The following is a 20,020-nucleotide window of genomic DNA, read 5'->3' as shown; positions in this document are numbered from 1 at the left end:
TAAGTCTGGTGTGAAAGGTCTGTCATTTACTGTTATACATTTGATAGATATATCAAATGACAGGTGAAGGCATGAGCGGAGAGGAACACATTTGGGATTCTTGCAGCTTGTGTTTTAGTTAATAAATCAGCCGATTGAGGAAAATATTTTCGTGTTTTTATTCCTGAGCCGTAACACTTTTTGGTTAACCAAAAGGAATAAAGTTTAAGAATTCAGGAAGCTAAATTAAGTCATTGATACATTGGAGCTAATTTGAGTTAAAAGCCAACATAATATTTTGAGTGAAATGGCTTCTCTTCTAAACTAAGGGGCTAATTTTCTTATGAGAAAGCCTTCTTAGACTCAATCTTAAGATAATTCTTTTATTTAAAATAGAGTAAAAGCAACCAGGGCAAAAACTTATACACAAGTTCTTGTTCTATATAAAAATAAAGAGAAGTACCCTAGAGATACTTCTCTTCAGAAATGTTAATCAAGTAAATAATAAGTATTAGCGAAACAACTCCAGGTAACCTGTTGAAGGCTTATCTCCATTATTTTTTTCAATTACATAGAAATATGTTCCGTCCGGTAATTCTTTATTGCCAATGTAAAGACCTCTGTTACCAAGCCCTTCAAAAAAGATAGAACGGTTATCATAGCCCTTGACTTCATAGACCAATGCTCCGGCACGATTAAAAATCTTGACTGAACTATGAGGGTATTGTTCAATACAATCAATGCGAAATATATCATTATCCCCATCACCATTAGGTGAAATACCATTGAATACATTGATATCCGAAGTAAGGGTGGTGCTGCCGTATGAGGTACAGCCATTCTCCCAAACAATCTCATAGGTATATTCCCCTGCGGGAGCTTCATCAAGCTGATAATTGGTCTCAAATGTTTGAGAGGTATGTAAGTTCGTCCAGCTTACATTAAGTATGTTCATACTCTCCTGAGGGATGATTTTTAAGGTACCATCAGCTAGTTCACAAGTTGCAGGACTAGCTTCAATTTGATGTTGCGCTGTATACGATTCGTCTTTAATCATTACCGAAGTCCGTGGTATGTTGCAACCCGTAATTAAATCAAATGCCTCAACATAATATGTTCCAGCAGTCAGATCTACTACTGTTGATGATAAGTCAGCTTCATTGATCAAAACATTTTCATCAGCCAGCTGATTTCCTGCCTGGTCAAACCAGGTAAAGACAAGTGTTTCATTGTTCTCGTACAAATAGACCGTAGCGGAGCCGTCAGGAAAAGCACAGTTGGTCATATGAGAGCTGATGGAAACAGTTAGGGGTTCATATCGCATTGGCACCAGCTCAATTTCCGCCTCCGCAGTATTTACACAACCGGTAGGTTTATATTGAGCTTCTAAGGTGTAACTACCTTCAGAGAGGTTTGTAATCCGGGATTCCTCCCCAATCAAATTACCTGCTTCATCGTACCATTTGTACTCATATTCTGACACTGGGAAAGGGACATTTGCAGCCAATACTCCATTAGACAATGTAGGGTCACAAGCACTGTTATCAGCAAGTTTCTCAATAGATAAGACAGGAGTTACAGATGCATCTTCAACCTCTACCCTTACTGGTGAAGACGAACATGTTCCGGTAATCATATCTGTTGCCACCACTGTATAGGTACCAGCTGCCAACCCACCCCAACTGCTTCCGGTATGGGCTGGTAGGCCAGCAGTAGTTTCTCCATGATACCATTCAAATAAATAGTTACCCTGTTGAACTACATCAGCGCTTAGAAAACCATTTGCAAGTTCAGGGTCGCAAACGGTTGAGGACTCAGACTTCAACTTTACAGTAGGTGTCTCAAATTTATCTTCTACATAAAATGTACGTGTTGAGACACATTTTGTAAGGCTATTTTGTACTTCAACCGTATAAAAACCTGAAGCAATGCTATCCAGTTGAGAAAAAGTAGCTCCCCGAATCAGGTTTTCAGCAAGTGTGGAATTGCCTCTGTACCACTGATACTGATAATCCTCTGTACTCCCATCAGACTCGCTGGCAATCACTGCCAGTTTGCCTGTCGCCATAATTTCGGGTTGGCAACTGAGCTGAGGGTATAAGTTGTTGACATCCAGGTCAATGCTTGGTGCTTGAGCAATATTCAAAATCTCAACTTCGTAAATCTCAGAAGTAAGATAATAACTATCATGTCTGGCTTGTAAATAAAAATTGCCCTGAGCCATATTTTCAAATAACACTTCTCCGGTTTGAGTGACTTGCACAGAATCGGTGATGATGGATAGACTGCTGTTATCGTAGAGGTAGAAAGTATATTTTGCCGGATCATCCTGTACATTATTGAAGGAAATATCTGATAAGCTGATGCTACCATCAGGATAACAGACTGTCTGTGGGAGCCCCTCAGCAGCAAAAACAGGTTCAACGATCACTTTTTCTAAGTAAATCGAAGAAGTGGTGACAGCACCGGTCACATTATTTCTAACAAATATGACATAATTACCCGAATCCAGCCTATTCGCATAGGGTTGGTTACTGAAATTTACCGTAGTAGCTCCCGGAGCCCCATATTCATCAGCTTTATAGATTTCATAAGTGTAGGTGAAATGATTACTTGCTGAGTCTACCGGATTATCAGTTGATTCCTTAACAATGACTGAAATAGAACCTGTCCAGCTAGCAGGATCTGGATTATTACTGTATTGAGGACTATTCAGATTGATAGTCACCAAAGGTGGTACACAAAGGTTTTCTAATGAAAAACCTACCGGGTCTGACAAACAGTTATCCGTGTTTATATTTTGTGCTTGCACATAGTATGAGCCTTCATCCAAACCGGTAAAGCTAGCGTCAGTATTCGTCTCTAGCACATTCAGATCATCATCCAGTAAAGTATATTGATAATCATTGATACTCTGAGGAGTTGTCACTGTAGCACCATTATGGAAATAACGTTCACTAATAGTACCAACACTAACATCTCCGTTTGCCGGATCACAGTAAGTAGGATCAGTACCAGTACCTGTGAGAAAAATTTCTCTTTGGTCCTCAGCATCCAGCACTTCAAATATGACGGTACTGGAACAAGCGAAACTTGCACCTGCATTGTCAGTAACTTCTACTATGTACTTGCCTGCTTCTAGGTTAATGGCTCTGGCAGAATTTACAGGATCTATGTAAGTCGCTGACAACTGATTTAAAGGGTCGACCACAGTGCCACGGTACCAGACATAATCAAAATCTGAAGGAGTACTGCCTGCCGGACTGTTGGCACTTATCTCCAGGACACCAGTGGTTTGTCCGCCGGAACAGCTGAAGTCAGGAAAGTCTGCCAGTAGACTGATCTGAGGTTCGTAGGTATCTGTTTCAACGGAAATAGGAGGGGAGAGTACGCTACAATCAGTATTGTTGTTCACTGCCAGCACAAAGTATGTACCTTCAGGCAAGTCTACAAATGGATCTCCAATTTGTCCCGACCCAGGGTTCAACAAAGCATTGCCAGCGTAGTACTGTAAGCTGAAAGTATAGTCTGCGGTATTGGGAAGCGCAATACCATCTTCGCTCAATTCAGTAATACTTATCTGACCATTTGCACCGCTACAAAGCGTATTCGGGACGGATTGAAAATCACTGACGGCCAACACTTTGGGTACGTTATTCAGAAATACGGTTTTAGTGTAAGTACAGCCCTGGCCATCTCCTGAGGCATTATCAGTTATTTCTATGGTATAGTTTCCTGATGAAAGATTAGATATATTAGGAGAGTTTGCTACTACGCCACCTGAAGTACCAATACCTTCATACCAGGTATAACTAAAATCGCTCAAACTTTCAGAAGTACCATTTTGCTTTATATCAGTTACGGTCAGGCTTCCATTACCACTTGTACTACAACTATAATCTACTGAGTTTGATGTAGTAAGCTCAAAAGTAGGAGTATTGTCAGGTACGGTGAAACTCTCTACTGTGCTAAAGCAACCCCCGCCAAATACTTCTCTGAAAGCAATAGTATAGTTTCCAGCAGGCAAATCCTGATATGTATGATCATCAGTAGGGAGTGCTAATGGAGTCCATACCTGAATATGATTACCAGGATCAATGCTATTCCCCTCATACAGGAATACCTGAAATAGATTAAGCAATATGCTGGGGGACGTAACTTCTATATAAATGGAACCGTCTCCAGATGAACATTGTGAGGTACCTACAATACTTTGATTGGTTACCTGAGGGGGATCAGCATTGGGTAAGAAAAATTCAGAAGTTTCAACACAGTTGCTGAAATTGTCATACACCTCAATGGTATAATAGCCGGAAAGCAAATCAATGCGTTCTGAAATAAAGTTGGTTTCGGTTGCTAATGTTCCGGGATTAGGAGTGCCTGGTCGCGGATCTCCTGCAGCCCTATAATACCATTGGAAGGTGTATCCAGCACCACCAGGAGCACTGTTACTTGCTGATGATACACTTATTCCCATTGCACCATCATTAGAAGAACAGGCTGAGGAAGGAATATAATAATCGAGGTTTATCGCAATACCCGGAGCTTTTTGGATTTCAATGGTCATCGGTGGTGACTGGCAATGATTATAGTCATCTGTGATCATAGCCGTATAAGAGCCTGCAATTAACCCACTGAAAATCCCATGATCATTGGTTTGAACCGGTGAGCCAGAAACAGAGGTGCCATTATATATCTCAAAAGTATACGTTCTATCTTGCGTAAAGCCAGGAGGTAATTGTGCCAAGCCAGCGGGAAGATAAAAGGCAACTTCTCCATCTGCAGAAACTGGTTTACAATCTGTAGTGGCTGAGGTATAAAGGGTATCAATAGTAGGTGCCACGCCTGCTTGATTCCCGATACTAGCGTAAGCCACCTGAAAACATTGGGTGGTGTTGTCAGTAATTCTTAAAGCATATTGCCCGGCCGGCAAGAGGGCAACCGTATCGTTAAGGCTGGCAAGTTGAGTTCCACTCAGGTTATTATTAAACCACTCAAAAGTATAATCAGACGCATTTCCAACAAAGTCCTTAGCGATTAGTACCCCATTGGGTTGAGAGGCATCACAGCTTGAATTGGGTACAGCTTGTAGGTTGACAATTGGTTCTGACCCTTTATCCTCTATGGTAACATTGACTTCATTGAGTGACGTACACCCGTATGGATTTGTAACCATGATGCCGTATTTACCAGGGGGAATATTAGTAAGCGTTTCACTGGTCTCAGCCAAAATAGTATTGTCACTGATTCGTCTCCATTGGAAAATGTAACCATCAGTGGCGGTCATTCCTCCGTCTGCGCTTACAACTATTTCACTGCCCCAGGGGGATGTACAATTAACAGCATGTGTTATGCTTGGAGTATCTAGTGTAGGCCTTGTCTTTTGTGCAGGTAGTGTTACATAAGCAATGGTTTGGCATCCGGTCGTTGTGTTACGTGTCACAAGCGTGTATTTACCTTCTACCAGTCCACTTACTAAACTTCCACTTGCTGTAGGTGTTGCCGGTATGCTGGAAGCGCCATAATTACCAAGATACCATTCAAATGTGTATCCTGAAGTAACGTTAGTGCTTCCCCCTTTTGTGCTTTCGTCCACAGAGGCACGGAGAGAACCATTGGCTAAGCTAGGGTCACACGCTTCCTGAGGATTTACGATTTCAGTTATTACCACAGGCTTCCAGGTCTGATCCTTTATGATCACAGAGAGGGGAGTTGAGGTACAGCGAGTGATTTTATCTATAGCAAAAGCAGTATATGTACCACTAGTTATTCCGGTGATTATATTATTGTTCACAATTACACTGCTGGATGTTGTGTCTAGGCTTGAAACGTTTCCTTCAAACCAGTAGAAATCATAATCACTGGTATTACCATCAACATTTACGCTAGCCTGCCCATCATAATGAGAAGGATCACAAACGGTTTGATCGTTCTTTGAAACCAGAGAAATTTGCGGGTCAGTTAAAGACTCTTCTATTTCAATATCCATCGTAGCAGAACAACCAGTGGCAGCATGTTCCACCAGTAGTCTGTATATTCCGGCAGATAACTGATCAACACTTGCACCACCAGTATAGCCTACGCGAGCGGGAATAGCGGTGTTTTGACCTTTATACCAGAAAAAATTATAGCCAGCATTGACCTTATTAGTTCCTTGTAATACATAGGCAGTAAGTTCTCCTGATGGTTTGTTAGGGTCACATGAGCGTTGAAGTGATACTACTTCAGCATCAATCACTGGAGGTGAGGATAAATCGCTTACGTCTACAGTAGATGCGTTTCCTGTGCAGTTAGCCAGGGTGTGCGTCGCTACGACCGTATATTTTCCTCCCGTTAAGCCTTTTTGAGTAGCTCCTATAAAATCAGGACTTCCTGAAGTACTACTACCCTTGAACCATCTAAATACATAGCCTAGCGTATCACCAGTAATATGAGCTGTGATTGCGCCATTACTGTTGAAAGAACCCGGACAGTTGTCATTGTCCTTGAGAAGGACTGCTGTGGCATTAAAAGGGTAGGGGTTAACATCAATATTTACAATAGTAGGGGTGCCATCACATTCTCTTATCACTCCGTTAAGAGAATCCATAGGATAGAAGGTTTCATTGGATAAAGAGCTGCCACTAAGGTCGTAGGGGCCTATATCATTTAAAGAAGCATACAAAGTAAAATCACCTGCTTTACCGTTAACCCAGATTGTAGTATCCAGAAGCTGGTCTACCTTTAATCCACCGGGAACATTGATATAAGTAGTTTCTAAGAAAGGGTTTGGTTCAGTATTACTATATCCTTGTTCGGGATCATCCGCGTAAAATGACACCGGAATGTCTTTAAAGACTACCTGATCACCAGTATTGATGAAACGCAGTCTGACCTGGAATCTTTCGTCCGGGCAGGTAGGAGGGTTAACCTGAATTGGATTGTCAGCAAATTCAAGATTTGCCGCAGGAAATGTAAGGTTCCCACAATAGTTAATGACCGGCGACTGATTATAGAATTTGTTAAGGGAAAACTTAGGGACATTACCACCAAGTAAATTACATTTTTGGGCAAATCCTTGGTGATGAGGTTGCTGAAAACGTGGAATTGACAGGTTATCATTAATATTGACATTAAAGTACACAAACTGATTCCAAAGTCTCCTGGAAGGAACCCAATAGCTATTATTCGCCGCTTTGTATGCTCTCACAAAGCCATATTTCTGATTGCTTCCTGAGGTATTTGCGTTTTTAAATTTTTCATTTCTATCTCTACCACAAACTACTACTATTTCGGTTTCACCATCACCATCAACATCGGCAACAATGGGATATTCAGCATGCGTGTTAGAGCTACAAAAATCAGCACTTACAAACTGGTTCAGTGGTTTGCCGGTTGTTCCATCTACGATATACAAATTGATTTCATCACGGTAAACAATTTCAGAAGCACCATTGCCATCAAAGTCAAATACTGCAGTACTGGTAAAACCGGAGGAGCCCTCCCAGTAATCATCGTAATTAGCCCATTCCAGGTTCCAGTTTTCGTCTAGGGCATAGAGGGTGGAGCCGGACATAAAGCTACACTCCAGTTCAGGATCGCTATCAATGTTGGCTATATTCAGTGCGCCTACACCTAGTGCCCAAACATATTTTCCATTATATACCTGGTATCTATTGACAAACCCACCGGGAATGGTGGCAAAAGGTCGGGAAGGAATATAGGTTTTGACCACATCATTGTGCAAATCCCAAAAGAATATCGTAGTTGGCCCACTTAATGAGCCAGTAGTCCCACTAGAAATCACGTCCAGGTAACCATCCTGATTATAATCCACGACTGAGGTGGAACTCCACATATGTTCACCACTGAATCTTTTAGGGCGATAACCATTGGGATGATAATCTGATGTTTTGGAGACCGCATCATCCATGTTCTTCACCTCATACATGCTATTGCTGGCGATATCTACTGCATAAATCACATGACCTAAGACCAGCTCTAATCCCTGACAGGCTCCGCAGGCACCATCCGGGAGAATATCAACAGCCACCGGTACGCCTGCCAGCTCGTTATTCCAGTCATTGCCTCCGCTGTATTTGCTTGTACCATGACTACCCTCTATGATCATATCGCCTGTTCTGGCATTACGTATTTCATTTACATAGTAAAGTTCTGATACTCCATCATAGTTAAAGTCAGCAAGAAGTGGAGGTCTGGGCTTTTTTTCATCAGCATCTTTGGGAGCCCAGAATTCGTTCAAGTCATGCGTATATGCCCTTATTTTTCCTTTCCTGTCAATATGAAAAATCTCAGCATACCCATCGTTATCAACATCACCTACTGCCGGGTATGATGCATACTGCTCATTACTGGTTATTCTTTTTTGTTGCTCAATAGATCCGGTTTTCCCGTCAAGTACGTACATGTAGCCCGTTTCGTCATTATAGGAGACAACTTCAGGGGTGCCATCATTGTCAACATCTGCTAATGCGAACATCCCTCTGGTGGCACTTGTCTGCATAGGGGAGTCCCATTCTTTTTCTATGTCAAAAACATTTTCCAGAGGTTTGACCTCACAGTCTGCTATATGTGTAATGTAAGAATTTGGGTTAGTAGGTGAATCCAGACAGTCGCCATCATAATAATCAAAAAAACCATCCCCATCGTCATCTATACCATTCGCACAATCTGTTTCGTATGGACAGACCCCTGAATAGATACAATCAGAGTCCAGACAGTCAGGCAGGCCATCCCCATCATTATCAACGCCATCAGTACAATCTGTTTCATAGCTTTGGCAAAAAGGTGATGTACTGCAATTGGAGTCAAAGCAGTCAATATACCCATCCCCATCGTCGTCAATGCCATTATTACAATTCTCAAATTGTGCATATAAAGAAGTCGAAAAAGTAAAAAGAAAGGCAAGTAGAGCAAGCCACTTAATCTTATTGATCATGGTTTTTACTTATGGTTATCATTGAATCTCATAAACAAAAAAAGTGCAGATATTTTGAATTTCAATCGCTGAAAAAGTCTAGAGCATTACCATGTACAAAAACCAAAGAACATAAAGTTTTTGTTTATGAATTGTACAAATGGGGTTTAGCGAAGTATTGTTACACTACCGCTACCTTTGTTATTTTTTCCATCACACCTCACCACGTAATAGTATACGCCCTCAGGGAGGGGGCTGCCCTGTGAGTTTTGGCCTTCCCAGTCGTTCTGGTAAGGTAAACCTGATCTGTAAACCTCTCTACCCTGAATATCAAATACTATGAAATAACACTCAGGATATTGATCAAAATTGTTTACTACCCAACGGTCTTCTATACCGTCGCCGTTTGGTGAAAATATGTCCAGTGCATCCAGGGTTATTTGATCTATCTCTACATATATCGTTACCTCACTGAGTGTGCTGCAGCCATCTTCAGAGGTTCCCTGCAATGTATAGGTGGTAGTATGCGTTGGTTTTACAAAAGGGTTGGCTATTGTGCTATCTCTTAGCCCATCGGCAGCAAACCAGAAATACGCTTCAGCACCACTAGCTGAAATTTGTATGGAATCGCCTCTTGTAATATGATCGCTGCCTAGTATTTCAATGCTTACTTCAGGCGATGAACCTTGATGTATGAGGATTGATTTGGTCGTACTACACCCACTTTCATTGATTAGGGTCACGCTATATGTACCTTCCTCGGTGATGAGTCTTGTGGTTTGCGTACTGCCATCTTCCCACACGAGAGAACCGGTTTCTCCTGTAATATTTAAGCTGACCGTATCATTTTCGCATATTATTTCAGAAGAAGTATTTATTTGAAAAGAGGGAGAGGGTAGCACAGTAATGCTTTTTGTCAGTTGGTTAGAACAAATACCATCTCCTAAAATCACTGTATGTGTAATTAAATAAGTACCTGCTGAGTTGTAAACGTATTGAGTAGTTGTTCCCGTTGTAAGAGTTCCGTTTCCAAATTCCCACTGATAGGTATATTCAGAACTATTATGACTAGAATTATTGCTGTTAAGCGTAAGGGTATCACCTACACAAATAGAAGTGGCATCAATGTCAAATGTTGCATCAAGTATATTTTTCTCAATCACAAATATGTCTGTAATGGCAGTGCAGCCGTTTGAGTTTTTTGCACTCGCATAAAAATTTCCACTTTCAGATATTTTGATTGAACCTGTCGTAGCTCCACTTACTGGCTCATCATTTTTGAACCATTGAATATTGGTTAGACCTGCATCATCAAGTAGCAATGTTACTGAATCCTGGGGACATAAATTTAACGAACCATTTACAGAAACACTCAATGTTTGCTGTTCTATGATATTGATTATTACTGACTTCCGGCTACTATTACAGAGGCCCTTTCTTACTTCCAAGAGATATTCACCGGCATGCTGTATTCCTGCATTAGGGATTACGGGATTCACTTCAGTAGACTTAAAACCATTAGGTCCACTCCAGCGATAAGTAAGGTCAGGTTCAAATGCGACAGACATTACTATATCATCACCTTCACAGACCTGTGCAGGTGCTGTGATGTCAGGTACCTCTGGTTTTTCACCACTATCTTCAGTAATCACAATGTCATCAGAACTTGTGATACAGGTACTATAAATATCTGTGACTTCCAATGTATAAGTTCCCGCCTGACTGACAACTAATGATGTATTGGTTTCTCCAGTAATGGGTGACCCATCTTTCTTCCATTGATAGCTCAGGTTAGTATTTTGATAGGTGTGTAAAGTTAAAGGACTCGCTTCACATATTGCCGGAGGATTTTCAGGAAATATGATTACTTCCTGACAACTGGTGTTTTGGATATAGTCAATGGTATGATTTCCAAAAGCATCTTTTTCTGTGACAAGTATATCAGGTTTGGCATCATTATTCACATCTGCAACATTGATATTTCTGTAGGCGGCAGGGTAGCCTGCATGGATCAATTCAAAATTCGGGTCACCGGGGAGAGAATTATTTTTTAAGATGAGCACTTTGTCAGTAGAGGCTTGCGTAGAAACAATGATATCAGTTTGCTGATTACCGCTTATGTCGGCAAGTGTGATACCCCAGGGTTGAAACGCGGCATTCATGCGTATTGGTGTAGCGAAAGTGATCTCCGACGAAGTGCTTTGATTCAATAGTAAAATAATAGCACCATCATCAAAATCAGTGAGTACAATATCTTGTTTACCGTCCTTGTCTATATCTCCTGATGCTAAGTTGACCAATTGCCCACTAATATTTATGGTTAGCGGAGGTGCGAATGTAAATATGCCTGGCGTACTCTTGTTTTTTATGACGTAGAAATTGCTTCCCAGATTATTAGAAGCAATTATATCCGCTTTATTGTCACCATCAATATCATTGATAACCAAACCGAGTGTGTTTGTAGGCACGTTGATAAAATGTCTTTTGTCAGTTGGAAATTTGATGATCCCACCGCTGCTTTCATTTTTAAAAACGATTAATACCTTGGCTGTTTGATTGCTTACTACTATTTCAGGCTTATGGTCCCCATCCAGATCATGTATCTCAATTCTTCTAGTGCCATTGGTAAGTCCTTCAAAGTTAGTGCTTAGCACAATTGGGGAAGAAAATCTGATAGAGGAAGGCGAACTTAAATTCTGGAATACATAAATATTTTCTGCTACAGTACCACCCTGACTCACAATCAACTCCGCCATACCATCGCCATCAAGATCACTGCATTTTACATTTCTTGCGGGTGCATTGATATTAAAATTTGAGCCAGTAACATTAACAAAGCTGACATTATCGGGAGTAGCTGTTGTATTGGTAAATACATCTACTGAAGTAATTTTAGCAGACTCATCATTATTTACAGTCGCAATATCAATGTCTCCATCCAGATCAAAGTCACAACTACAGAGATCATAAAGGCCGGCTTCTTCGTTGATAATTTTGTTATTCAGGCTAAGGTTGGAATTGTCAAAGCTTGAGGATTGATAAGTAGGCGAAAACGGTACAGGAAATGATAAGCTAAGCTGGTTTAACAAGTCGGTAACCACTACACTCCCAAATGTAGCAGTATTGGGCACAACTACTTTTATTAGCTGATCACTGACACTTGAAATCTGAGCTTTACCAGCTCCAAGGTGAACCTTCAGTTGATTAGCGTCATTACCAAATCCACTACCAACGATGAAGAGCGTATCATAATAGTTGGCAGCATGAGGATAAAAGTTGGTCAGTTGAACCTGCGCATTGCAATATGTTGCAGTAATAAAGAAGAGTAAAAATAATCTGTAAAATCGCGCCATTTTGTGATTTGTAGCTACTTATAATCAATGGCAAACTTTGAACCTTATTAGGGGATTTTAAAATGTTTTCATAGGCTATATCTTACACTGTTGTGATTGAAATCAATTAAGACATAGCTGAAATACGCTATTTTGTAGTTTCGTTTTATGAATCTTTTCTCAGCGGAACTAAATGTTTTCCTAATTGGCGTTTTTGATTATGACTAAGCAATTAAAAACAATCGGTTATGTACTGATTCTTATCTTATTTATGAGCAATGAGGCCAGTTCTCAAATACTTTTTGGCCCAAAGCTCGGATATCAGACGAACTGGGCTCGTTATGCAAAACTCTTTGAAGGAGCAGATTATACCAGCGGCATGGCCTACTCTCCACAATTTGGTGCTCTGTATAGCTTTAAGTTGAGTGATCAGCTTTCTTTTTATAGTGAGTTATACTATGCGCAAAGAGGGAAAAAAGAGAAAACCAATGAATTAATTACATTAAAAAGGATACACGATGCCAGCTATCATTTTCTGGAAATGCCGCTGATGCTAAGATTGACCTTTCCCCTTAGAAAAGAGCCTAAGTCTCCCAGAATATATGTGAATGCAGGTCCACACATCGCGTATTGGTTAGGAGGTAAAGGTAATTTGACGAGTCTTGAAACTTATGGCTCAACTGATTTGGTAAAAACTGAATACCAAATACAGTTCTTAGCGCCAAATAGCCAGGAAAATATATTGTATGCAGAAGATGCTAATCGATTACAGTTCGGCTTAAGTGCAGGTACAGGTATTGAAGTTCCTGTAAACAGGAGAGGAGATATCTTTCAGTTTGACCTCCGTTATACCTGGGGAAGCACTTTTATGGGTAGCAATCTAGACTTGCCTATCGGAACCACTGATGTTGATGAAAACTATAGCTTCGGGCATTCACAATTAAGTGTTTCTGTTGCGTATGCCATGTACCTTGATATCTGGGGAATGCGACGTGGAAAGAGTATCAAAAGAAGGTGATCATTGCGTAATTTCTTTTAATCTTTTTCTCTGATCTCAAGCAACCAGGCGTCTTTTAAAGATGCCTTTTTTATGAAACTATCCCTGGCGGTTTTAGCTTTTTCCAAAAATTCAGTACGATACACAAAAACAAGGTAGAGCTTGCTTTCTGAATTGTAGGCATTGGCAGCAAACAGGTTCTGCCTGCTCAATTGAACAGTTCGGTTGTCAGCACTTTCCTTTGAATGATAAGCTCCGGCAATCACGTAAAAGCCAATCGGCAACTCATTGCCAGCTTTACCCCTGTGGTAAACCGTGTGGGCCGTAGTATTCTCTAATAAATAAAACTCATCTTCGTTTGTTGTTACATCCTCTTCATTCGTGGGTATAGCCTCTGCCAGGGTATTATCCTCTTCTGTTGGGGCTGCTTGCTCGGATTCTTTCTCAATCTGAGGTTCTTCTTTTTTCTTTTTCTCTTTTTTAATGGGGAGAGCCTTACCAAAGCGATAGCTCACTTGGAGTTCATGTGAACCTTGACCTATGCTATTTACGAGGTTTGAAGCAAGTTCATAGGCATACCCAAAGCTAAATTTTTCATTTTCAAAGCCGGTAAGTATGCTTATCCCGTAGTCCTCACGAAATGAACCACCGATATAAATCAGGTCTTGTAAACGTAGCAGGCTCCCTGCTTCAAAATAGGATCTACTAATTGGGCTTGCCGTATACAGCATAAAGGGTTGCACAATTAATTTTGAGGCAGGAAACTTAAATTTGTAATCTAAATTTACAATGTAATTTTCATAAAATTTTACATCCTTGTTTTCTGCTAATGTAGATCCGTAAATATCAGATTTTAGCATTTCAGTAAATGAAACACCTAAATTTAACTGTTGGTAACGATAACTTAGCCCGAACTTTAAATCGGGAAGTATGGGCGTATCAGAATAGGCCACTACTGCCGGATCTGAGAGATTGAAAGTGCTGTTTTTTTCAATTCCGCTCTTTTGTATACCGCCGGCCAATCCAAATGTGAGGCCGGTATTGATCCCAAAAGGAACGTGATAAGAGAATAGTGCATTGACATTATTAGTGTTAATTGCGCCACGAGTGAATCGTTGAGCACGTATTCCTATGCTAATGGGCTTTATTACTGGTAAGCTTAACTGGAAATTAGAGATTGAAGGAGCATTGTTGATTCCTACCCACTGCTGTTTATGATTGAGTACTATTTCTGCTTTGCCTTTCTGCCCTATATATGCAGGGTTAAATAACGAAGGGCTAAGTGGATAATGGCTTAAGGGTGGGGTTTGGGCAAAGACGCAATGAGTCAAAAAGACTAAAAAGATTATGATAGCTATTCTCATGGTTTGAGCACTTGGTCAATACTAAATTGGTGATTTTTTTAGTATCTACTGATATTCCAGTTTGCTTGGCTCTACACTCATGATCAACAGTATGTAAGCATCAGCCCTAAACTAATATTTCAAACCATTTTTTTATTTGATTATACTATTTTCATTTTTTGTAGGTTAATTATTCACTTTAAAAAATACCACTTAAAGCATAAGTTATGGCATATCTTTCCAGAAGAAGCTTTTTATCCAGTATGCTATCCGTGGTACCTCTTCATTTTGCGGCCACAAAAAAGCCTTTCAGGCAGGAAAATATTATGGACAAAGTAGGACTCCATTTGGGTTGCATAGTAGATGAACTAATAAAACGACCTCAGGAAACCTTGGCGTTTATCCACACAGCAGGTATTAGGCATTTGGAACTTTCCGACCCTGCATTACTCAAACAACTGCACCCCATATTGATAGGCATGGGCTTTCAGCTACATGCAACTCACTTTCCAAGCCCTTATTTAACCGGCAATTGGCAGCCATTCACAGCTTTTGGTAGTGCTAAACCCTCAAACATTAAAGATTTTAAAGAATTAGTTAATGAAGCCGTTAAATATGAAATTCCCTACCTGGTGTTTCCCAATATCTTTCCTCAGGACAGAGGTGATCTGGAATGGTATAAAAATTTTGCAAGTCAACTGAATGAAGGGGGGGAAATATGTAAAAACATGGGCGTTCAACTCTGTTATCATAACCATTCATTTGAATTTCAGCCTACTGAAAATACATCCCCTATTGAAGTAATGCTGAATGTACTCAATCCGGAGCTGGTGCAGCTAGAACTTGATATTTTTTGGTGTGGTATAGCAGATATTAATATTGAAGATTTTATCTCCAAGTATGATAATTACATTTCATTACTTCATCTAGGAGATATAAGCGATGATACTGCCCAAATTTATCGCGCAGTTAGCTTGCCCCAAAAAACTTTTAAAGCGATAGGAGAGGGTAAGATCAATTTTGATTCAATCCTAAAAGTTGAAGCCTTGAGCGATGTTCCGTATTACTTTTTGAATTTACAGCAGTCAGATGATATTTTTAAGGATATCAGCAACAGTATTGATTATCTGGAAAGATTGTAATGCTTATTTTTTTTCCGTAGATAATATCTGCTTTGCCTTTTCAATATTTTCCTGCTGTAGTTTTGTAACCTTCGGGTAATGTAAATCCAGTTCTTCCAGTTTGTCCACCAGTATTTGGCTTACAGCGGTGCGCATAAACCATTTATGGTCGGCTGGAATGATATACCAGGGTGCATAATTGGTTGAAGTATGATTGATCATGGTCTCGTATGCATTTTGAAACTTATCCCAATTGTCTCTTGACTCTATATCGCTCATATCAAATTTCCAATGCTTATCAGCTTTAAGGATTCTATCCATGAATCTTTTCTTTTGTTCCTTTCTGGATACATGGAGAAAGAATTTAAGAATAACTGTACCATTCTGATGAAGATGCCTTTCCATTTCATTGATAGAGCGGTAGCGTTCTTCCCAAAAATTTTGATTGATATCTTTCAGGCTCCTGATTCCGGGAATTCTCTGTTTGAGGATAAACTGGGGCATCACCTTAGTGACTAAAACTTCTTCATAATAAGAGCGATTAAAGATTCCTATTTTTCCTCTTTCCGGGAGTCTTCTGTAGGTACGCCATAAAAAATCGTGCTTAAGCTCATTGGTTGAAGGTGCCTGGAAACTAACTACTTCACAGCCCTGTGGATTTACGCCTGACATCACATGCTTAATCGTACCATCTTTGCCTGCTGCGTCCATTGCCTGAAAAATAAGCAGGACTGCGTGCTTGTCAAATGCATAAAGCATATCCTGAAGTTGGGTTAGCCTTTCCAGGTTTTGCTTTCTAACAGGCCCTGAATCTGACTTATCTGTAAAAGTTCCTACATATTGAGTTGAATAATCACTTAGCTTAATCTGATTATGGGGATGAGCGATCAAATTGTTAATATCAAACATGGAGTAAGGTTTATTTTTAGCTGCGAAACAAAACTCTGAGTAGTGCAGATTGTTAATGTATAAATTTATAGGATGCAGAAAAAAATTAAATATTATCAGAATACATATCTGGATCATATGAGGATGAAAACTGATCCTCCTGCTGATAAAGCCGTAGCAGCCATCTTCAAATCAGAACAATCATCCCTTTTTCGGGAGTTGGTAAATAATCTTAACCAAAATAATTACGATATCCCTGAAAACCTGCCCTCCGAAGTAAAATTGTTTTTAAAGCAAAGTAGAAAATTACCAATATGGGCTGATTATCAACGCATTGAGCAGGCTCAAACTTTCTTTAAAAAACACGCATCTACATTGAGCCTGATGTTAGCGTTCATGTCTCTTCCTTATGATTATGCTGCTGCAAATGGTGCCCAGGTACTATTGATGTCTGAAAGGATGCAGCATGATACCGCAAAACGCTTGCTTGAAACAGGTAAATTTGTTTTTGATGTAGCAAGTAGGGGCAGCTTTGAAACTGATGGAAGTGCAATCTCCAGCGTGCAGAAAGTGAGGCTCATTCACGCATCTATCAGATATCATATTAGTAGGAGTGCCAGGTGGAATAAACAGTGGGGGGAACCAATAAATCAGGAAGACATGGCAGGTACAAATCTGTCATTTTCACTAATTCCTATCCGTGGAATGAGAAAACTAGGCTACAATATTACAAAAGCTGAAAGTGAAGCTTATATTCATTTGTGGAATGTAGCAAGTTACATCATGGGCGTAGACGAGATTCTTTTGGCTGATACCTCAAAGGAAGCTTTTATTTTAGATAAGATGATCTCTAATCGCCAATTTGCGACTTCTGAGGCGGGGATTAGTTTGACTAAAGCATTATTGGCTTACATAGATACTAATACTGATAGCACACTCCAATGGCTAGCACCAAAATATATGCGCTTTCTGCTGGGTGATAAAATTGCGGACATTTTGCATGTTCCTAAGCCGTATCTACCGGATAGTTACATGCTTCGTCCACTAAAACATTGGAATCAGATAAAAAGTCTCTTTGGCGGCTATTCAGACACCTACCTTCAAGCCAAAGGACAGATGAATAATCAGATCAAAATGAATGAATTGAAAAAAGTAAGTATTAATATACCTGAAGCGTTATCAAAATAATCTACTGAACCTTTCTGGAGATTAAGAGTAAATACATACTTTTCACTAGTGTGCGTTTTATCAACAAAATGTTCACTATTAAGACTATTTACACCATATATTGGAGAAAAATAAAGCAAAACTCCATTAAAAGTTTTTTATTGTTCTTCGAAATAGTCTACTAACCAAATCAATTACTCTATGAAAAGTATCAAGATTACATTGGGCTTATCGCTTTCACTCGTGTCGTTAGTGTTTTTCTCATCATGTGAATCCAGTAAAGTTGCTTTTGGAAATTCTTATTATTTTAAGCAAACCCCTAAGAAAGTAAATCAAACAAATGAAGCATTAACTTCTCAAGAAATTACTTCTACAAATGATGATAAACCTATAGAAATTGAAAATCCCCTTGAAAAGGAAGCAAAAGTATATGCATCTGCAGAAGCCATCGTAGCGAAACAATCGATTAAGGAAAAAATTGAAAGTGTAGAGAATAGGATTGAAAAAGTAAAAGCGCTAAATGAACTTGAGACAAAGATTGAAGAAAGTCAGTCAGCTTTAAGTAAAGAAGAAAAAAGGGAACTTAGAAAAGAACAGAGGCAAGAAAAAAGAGAGTTGAAAAAAGAAATAAAAGCGTTGGCCAAAGAATATAAAAAGGCACCTGAAGAAGTAAAACAGCAAATGGCTGTCTCTGGAAATACCAGAACCGGAATTATCATTGGAGCTGTAGGTTTAATACTACTTATCATAGGAGGGGCAGTCCTTTATCCTATAGGTGCAATTTTACTCGTTGTAGGCCTGGTCCTTATTTTAATAGATGTCCTTTAAATAATCATATTGTTCCAAAACAAAAAAAGCCTGGGGTTCCAGGCTTTTTTCATTATTGGAGAATTTTTTGGTCTTTTCTTGAGTTATGTGAACGTCTAATTATTTTCAAAGCATAAGTATTTGATTATCTGTGTATTAAGAATTTATCAGTCTATTAAGAGTGCTTTATATTCATAAAATGAATATCATATTGTACACTTCTAATAAATAAATCCTTAATTTTACTTGTAATAATGCCTATGTAATGTTTATTTTAGAATGTAATTTTTTTGAACGTCTGAACTATGAAAAATAACAAAACCAGCGATCTCATTGAGGCTTTAAAAGAATATAATAAGACCTTGGCTGAGCAAATTAAGCGGATGAAATCGTTTATTGAGGATATTGATAAACAGCTGATTCAACATAGAAAAGTTGAAAAAACAGTCAATGCCAAGCAAGTAAATCAATGTTTCTCCAGAAAATATCTTATAGATAGGACGAACAAATATTCTAATTAATCATAGTAATACCTAGAAGAATACTAATGATTAGTACTCTTCTAAGGTTCTGTTTTGATTAAATACTTTCTGTTTTAGCCGACCGGTCAACTTTTTTGATAAGTCCCTGCAACACTTTACCGGGGCCACATTCTACGAAATGGTCATTTCCCTCACTAATCATGTTAGCCACTGACTGTGCCCATCTGACTGGTGCGGTAAGTTGTGCGATCAAATTTTTCTTTATGGACTCAACGTCATTATAAGGTAGAGCATCTACGTTTTGGTAGATAGGACACTTAGGAGCGTTAAAATTTGTAGCATTGATTGCTTCTTCTAGTTCATCATGAGCAGGTTGCATTAAAGGAGAATGAAATGCTCCCCCAACCGCTAATGGCACTACTCTTTTTGCACCCTTTTCTTTAAGCTTTTCTCCCGCAATCTCCAAACCCTTGTGGGTTCCGGAGATCACAATTTGTCCGGGACAGTTGTAATTAGCCGGAGTCACTATTTCTTCCTCAATGCTTCTACATACGTCCTCTACGATAGCGTCTTCTAAGCCTAATACAGCAGCCATTGATGAAGGGTTGATCTCACAGGCATGCTGCATTGCAAGTGCTCTTTTTAATACAAGTGTCAGCCCATCTTCAAATGCGAGAGTTCCATTGGCGACAAGTGCAGAGATCTCTCCCAATGAATGGCCTGCTACCGCATTGGGATGAAATTCATCTGTTGTCAAAGCTAAGACCACAGAGTGTAAAAAGATGGCAGGCTGAGTAATCTTAGTTTGTTTGAGTTGTTCCTCGCTACCTTCAAACATTACATCGGTTATCTTGAAGCCGAGTACATCATTAGCCCTAGTAAAATAATCCTTGGCTTTTAAATTATTTTCATAAAGATCTTTACCCATACCGGGAAATTGGGCCCCTTGTCCGGGAAATACATAAGCCTTCATATAAAAAATAGGTT

Annotated in this window: 10 protein-coding genes; 5 read left to right on the top strand and 5 right to left on the bottom strand. The window is 39.6% G+C overall.

What is annotated here, in order from left to right:
- Window positions 1-490: 490 nt before the first annotated feature.
- A complete protein-coding gene (locus tag OKW21_RS13640) occupies window positions 491-8,917 on the bottom strand; it encodes a T9SS type B sorting domain-containing protein (RefSeq protein WP_277480119.1) in 8,427 nt (2,808 codons plus the stop codon).
- Window positions 8,918-9,063: 146 nt separating this feature from the next.
- Window positions 9,064-12,249, bottom strand: a complete 3,186-nt coding sequence (locus OKW21_RS13635) for an FG-GAP-like repeat-containing protein (RefSeq protein ID WP_277480118.1) — start codon at window positions 12,247-12,249, stop codon at window positions 9,064-9,066.
- 199 nt (window positions 12,250-12,448) lie between these two features.
- On the opposite strand from OKW21_RS13635, the gene OKW21_RS13630 reads away from it, so the two are divergent.
- On the top strand, window positions 12,449-13,246 hold the full coding sequence (locus OKW21_RS13630; RefSeq protein ID WP_277480117.1) for an outer membrane beta-barrel protein: 798 nt from the start codon (window positions 12,449-12,451) through the stop codon (window positions 13,244-13,246).
- Window positions 13,247-13,263: 17 nt separating this feature from the next.
- Here OKW21_RS13630 and OKW21_RS13625 read toward each other — a convergent pair whose 3' ends face one another.
- Window positions 13,264-14,589, bottom strand: a complete 1,326-nt coding sequence (locus tag OKW21_RS13625; RefSeq protein WP_277480115.1) for a PorP/SprF family type IX secretion system membrane protein — start codon at window positions 14,587-14,589, stop codon at window positions 13,264-13,266.
- Window positions 14,590-14,795: 206 nt separating this feature from the next.
- Here OKW21_RS13625 and OKW21_RS13620 point away from each other — a divergent pair, with 206 nt between their 5' ends.
- A complete protein-coding gene (locus tag OKW21_RS13620) occupies window positions 14,796-15,710 on the top strand; it encodes a sugar phosphate isomerase/epimerase family protein (RefSeq protein WP_277480114.1) in 915 nt (304 codons plus the stop codon).
- Window positions 15,711-15,713: 3 nt separating this feature from the next.
- Here OKW21_RS13620 and OKW21_RS13615 read toward each other — a convergent pair whose 3' ends face one another.
- Window positions 15,714-16,598, bottom strand: a complete 885-nt coding sequence (locus OKW21_RS13615) for a polyphosphate kinase 2 family protein (protein ID WP_277480113.1) — start codon at window positions 16,596-16,598, stop codon at window positions 15,714-15,716.
- A gap of 123 nt (window positions 16,599-16,721) precedes the next feature.
- On the opposite strand from OKW21_RS13615, the gene OKW21_RS13610 reads away from it, so the two are divergent.
- The 3 genes from OKW21_RS13610 (at window position 16,722) to OKW21_RS13600 (ending at window position 19,072) form a co-directional block, all read left to right on the top strand.
- Entirely contained in the window at window positions 16,722-17,765 is a 1,044-nt protein-coding gene (locus OKW21_RS13610) for an oxygenase MpaB family protein (RefSeq protein WP_277480112.1), read from the top strand.
- Between the two features lie 180 nt (window positions 17,766-17,945).
- On the top strand, window positions 17,946-18,572 hold the full coding sequence (locus tag OKW21_RS13605; RefSeq protein WP_277480111.1) for a hypothetical protein: 627 nt from the start codon (window positions 17,946-17,948) through the stop codon (window positions 18,570-18,572).
- A gap of 284 nt (window positions 18,573-18,856) precedes the next feature.
- Window positions 18,857-19,072, top strand: coding sequence for a hypothetical protein (locus tag OKW21_RS13600; RefSeq protein WP_277480110.1), 216 nt, complete (start codon window positions 18,857-18,859; stop codon window positions 19,070-19,072).
- A 58-nt stretch (window positions 19,073-19,130) separates the two neighbouring features.
- Here OKW21_RS13600 and fabD read toward each other — a convergent pair whose 3' ends face one another.
- Window positions 19,131-20,006: an ACP S-malonyltransferase gene (gene fabD, locus OKW21_RS13595; protein WP_277480109.1), complete on the bottom strand. Its 876-nt coding sequence runs from the start codon at window positions 20,004-20,006 to the stop codon at window positions 19,131-19,133.
- Between the last annotated feature and the right edge of the window lie 14 nt (window positions 20,007-20,020).

The sequence above is a fragment of the Catalinimonas alkaloidigena genome (assembly GCF_029504655.1).
Lineage (GTDB): Bacteria > Bacteroidota > Bacteroidia > Cytophagales > Cyclobacteriaceae > Catalinimonas > Catalinimonas alkaloidigena.
Note: the sequence above shows the minus strand (reverse complement) of the source record. Positions and strands in the feature narration are given on the sequence as shown.